General features: G+C 62.5%; 3 protein-coding genes and 2 pseudogenes. 4 read left to right on the plus strand and 1 reads right to left on the minus strand.

Features of this window, described 5'->3' with window-relative positions; genetic code table 11:
- The 4 genes and pseudogenes from hisG to EOA85_RS40195 form a co-directional block, all read left to right on the plus strand.
- A pseudogene (gene hisG, locus EOA85_RS39470) lies at nt 1-119 on the plus strand (ATP phosphoribosyltransferase); the annotation flags it as partial.
- A gap of 131 nt (nt 120-250) precedes the next feature.
- Nucleotides 251-2,023 carry an AMP-binding protein gene (locus tag EOA85_RS30310; RefSeq protein ID WP_127212193.1) on the plus strand — a complete coding sequence of 591 codons (1,773 nt, stop codon included), beginning with the start codon at nt 251-253 and terminating at the stop codon, nt 2,021-2,023.
- A 163-nt stretch (nt 2,024-2,186) separates the two neighbouring features.
- On the plus strand, nt 2,187-2,660 hold the full coding sequence (locus tag EOA85_RS30315; RefSeq protein WP_065010942.1) for a VOC family protein: 474 nt from the start codon (nt 2,187-2,189) through the stop codon (nt 2,658-2,660).
- 131 nt (nt 2,661-2,791) lie between these two features.
- Nucleotides 2,792-3,034 (plus strand): annotated as a pseudogene (locus EOA85_RS40195) (ionic transporter); the annotation flags it as partial.
- A gap of 52 nt (nt 3,035-3,086) precedes the next feature.
- Here the strand turns inward: EOA85_RS40195 and EOA85_RS30330 are convergent.
- Nucleotides 3,087-3,584 carry an HAD-IA family hydrolase gene (locus tag EOA85_RS30330; RefSeq protein ID WP_245486142.1) on the minus strand — a complete coding sequence of 166 codons (498 nt, stop codon included), beginning with the start codon at nt 3,582-3,584 and terminating at the stop codon, nt 3,087-3,089.
- Nucleotides 3,585-3,610 lie beyond the last annotated feature (26 nt).

Consider the following 3,610-nt stretch of genomic DNA (forward strand, 5'->3'; position numbering starts at 1 on the left):
GCGTCATTCTGCGCTCGCAGGCCTGCCTTGTCGCATCGCGGAAGCTGCGTACGGCGGCGGACGAGGCAATCTTGCGCGACCTCGCGGCGAAGGTGGCAGGCGCAATCCCTCCCCCTTGAAGGGAGGGTGCCTCGCGTCGCTCCGAACCCTCCACTCAACGGGGAGGGATCGCCGCAGCTCCAGTACCATCAACGGGATTTCCACCACCCCGGCAGGCTGATAGACTCGGTCGCCTGTGGAGGAGACGGCGATGCCGATCAATCTCGACGAGTTGAAGAATGCCACCAGTCTGCGCGGCCGCCGTCCGCGCAATGGCGCCACGTTCGTCGCGCCGGTCGACGGCAGGGCGCATGTGTCGGGCGAGCGCACCATGCCGCTGCTGCAGCAGACCATCCCGGCACTGCTTTCCGATACCGTCAGCAAATACGGCACGCTCGATGCCGCCGTCTTTGTCGACCAGGACAAGCGCTTCACCTGGAGCGAACTTTCAGACACGGTGGACGCGCTGGCCGCAGGCTTCCTGGCGCTTGGCCTGGCAAAAGGCGACCGCGTCGGCATCTGGTCGCCCAACCGATGGGAATGGCTGGTGACGCAGTTCGCCACCGCGCGCATCGGCCTGATCCTGGTCAACATCAACCCGGCCTACCGGCTGACCGAGCTCGATTATGCGCTGAACAAGGTTGGCTGCCGAGCGCTGGTCACGGCCGTCAAATTCAAGAGCTCCGACTATCTCGGCATGATCGAGACGCTGGCGCCGGAGATCGCGACTGCGACGCCGGGCAAACTCGAGGCGAAAAAATTGCCGGAGCTGAAGATCGTCATCCGCATGGGCGAGGAGAATTCTCCCGGCATGTTCAATTTCGCCGACGTCCTGGCGATGGCAGGACGCGACGAGCATGACAGCCTCGACCGGATCTCCGAGGGGCTGAAGCCCGGCGACGCCATCAACATCCAGTTCACCTCAGGCACGACAGGCGCGCCAAAGGGCGCGACGCTGACCCACAACAACATCGTCAACAACGGCAATTTCGTCACATCGGCGATCAGGCTGACCGTCGAGGACCGGTTGTGCATCCCGGTGCCGCTCTATCACTGCTTCGGCATGTCGATGGGCACGATCGGCTGCGTCACCAAGGGCGCAACCATGGTCTTCCCGGGCGAGGGCTTCGATGCCGGCGCCACGCTGAAGGCAGTGGCGGGCGAGCGCTGCACCGGCCTCTACGGCGTGCCGACCATGTTCGTCGGCCTGCTCGACCATCCGGATTTTGACACCTTCGATCTCACCAGCCTGCGCACCGGCATCATGGCCGGCTCGCCGTGCCCGATCGAGGTGATGAAGAAGGTGGTGTCGCTGATGCATATGGCAGAGGTGACCATCGCCTATGGCATGACCGAGACCAGCCCGGTGTCGTTCCAGAGCAGCGTCGACGACCCACTGGAAAAACGCGTCTCGACGGTCGGTCGTGTCCATCCCCATGTCGAGGTCAGGGCGATCGATGCCGATGGCGTCACCGTTGCGGTCGGCGCGCCGGGCGAACTCTGCACACGCGGCTATTCGGTGATGAAGGGCTATTGGGACGACGAGAAAAAAACCCGCGAGGCAATCGATCCCGACGGCTGGATGCACACCGGCGACCTCGCCACCATCGACGCCGAGGGCTATTGCAACATCGTCGGCCGGGTCAAGGACATGGTCATTCGCGGCGGCGAGAACGTCTATCCGCGCGAGGTCGAGGAGTTCCTCTATCGCCATCCCAAGGTCAGGGAAGTGCAGGTGTTCGGCATTCCCGACCCGAAATATGGCGAGGAGCTTTGCGCGTGGATTGTGCTCAAGCCGGGCCAGATCGCCACCGAGCAGGAGATCAAGGCCTTTTGCGCCGGCCAGATCGCCCATTACAAGATCCCGCGCCACATCCGCTTTCGCACCGAATTGCCGATGACGGTGACCGGCAAGCCGCAGAAGTTTCTCATGCGCGAGGCGATGGTTGACGAACTGGGGCTGGTGACGCCGAAGACCGCCTGAAGGGCGGACCGGCGGAGCATCTTAGTCCTGTTGGCTGCCCTTTGCGACGCCGCGCGAGACGCATGCTTCCGGGGCGGAGAAAAGCGGCTGGCTACCTATTTCGGAAGAGGGCGGATGGGGAAACAAGGCCGAAATCTCGGCCCCAAAGCGAAAGGAACCCGCAATGGCAAAGAATACGATTTGCCTCTGGTACGATAAGGACGCCGAGGCTGCCGCCCGCTTCTACTCCGAGATATTTCCTGACAGCGTGGTGAGTGCCGTGCACCGTGCACCCAGTGACTACCCGGCCGGCAAAGAGGGCGACGTGTTGACGGTCGAATTCACAGTCGCGGGCCTTCCTTGTATCGGCCTCAACGGGGGTCCCGAGTTCAAGCACAACGAAGCGTTCTCTTTCCAGATCGCCACCGATGATCAGGAGGAGACCGACCGCTATTGGAATGCCATTGTCGGCAACGGCGGCCAGGAGAGCGTGTGCGGCTGGTGCAAAGACAAATGGGGGATTTCCTGGCAAATCACGCCGCGCGTGCTGACTGACGCGATGGCGGCTGGCGGCGACGAGGCAAAGCGCGCGTTTGATGCCATGATGACCATGGTGAAAATCGACGTCGCCGCGATCGAGGCGGCGCGGCGCGGTTGATGCTCCATCGCGATTTGCGGCCAATGCTGCCAGAGCTTGTCCGCTCGCCACCCAAGTGCGGCCGTCCAGCCACCAGCTTGCGCAGCGCGGCAGCCTTCGCTTCAAGCTGGGCGATCGGATGAAAGTCGGCGATGTCATTGGCTTGCTCTGCAATACGGGCAACTCGACCGCTCCGCACCTTCATTTCCCTGGTAATGGCTGTCGCAGTCGGAGCCAGCGGGCTGTCGGTAGACGAAGGTTCGCTGAGCGTCAGGATCCTTATCGGAGCGCTTTCGAGTGCGATTATGTTCATCACCATTTTCGTGGTGCTCGACCATGCCGAGGCGGTGGCTCGGCGTGTAGGCGAGCCGTACGGCACGCTGGTGCTGACTCTTTGCGGACAACGCGGCCTTTTTGTTGCCGGCTGCCGGGAGCGGCCCTCGCACCCTACTTCAGAACTGCAGCGAGTTCGATCAAGTCATTTGCCATGTATTCCCAACCGTCGCGCGGCTTGGCAACGGCAGCCTTCGACGGGTCATGCGCATTTGCGCGAACGACATACGCCGTCTTCAATCCGCATCGACGCGCCGCGTCCAGGTCGTCGTCGTGGGCGGCAACCAGCATCGCCCTGTCCGGCTCCACGCCCAGCAGCTCGCAGGCACGAAGATACACCTGTGGCATCGGCTTATAGGCCTCGGAGACATCAGCGCCGAGGATCGTATCCCATGGCAGCCCGGCATGTTTTGCCATGTCAACCAGAAGTCGGGTGTTCCCATCGGACAGCGGTGCGACGATAAAGCGTTCCTTCAATCTGAAAAGACCCTCCACCGAGTCCGGCCACGGCTTGAGGCGGTGCCAAGCCAGATTGAGATTTTCCAGTTCGGCGCTCGGTACAGCCGATGGCATCAACCCGTATCCTTTCAGACAGGCTTCCAGGTTCTCCATGTTGAGAGATCGAGCGGGACAAAGGG

Origin of the sequence: Mesorhizobium sp. M5C.F.Ca.IN.020.29.1.1 (assembly GCF_003997375.1) — a bacterium.
Classification (GTDB): domain Bacteria; phylum Pseudomonadota; class Alphaproteobacteria; order Rhizobiales; family Rhizobiaceae; genus Mesorhizobium; species Mesorhizobium wenxiniae.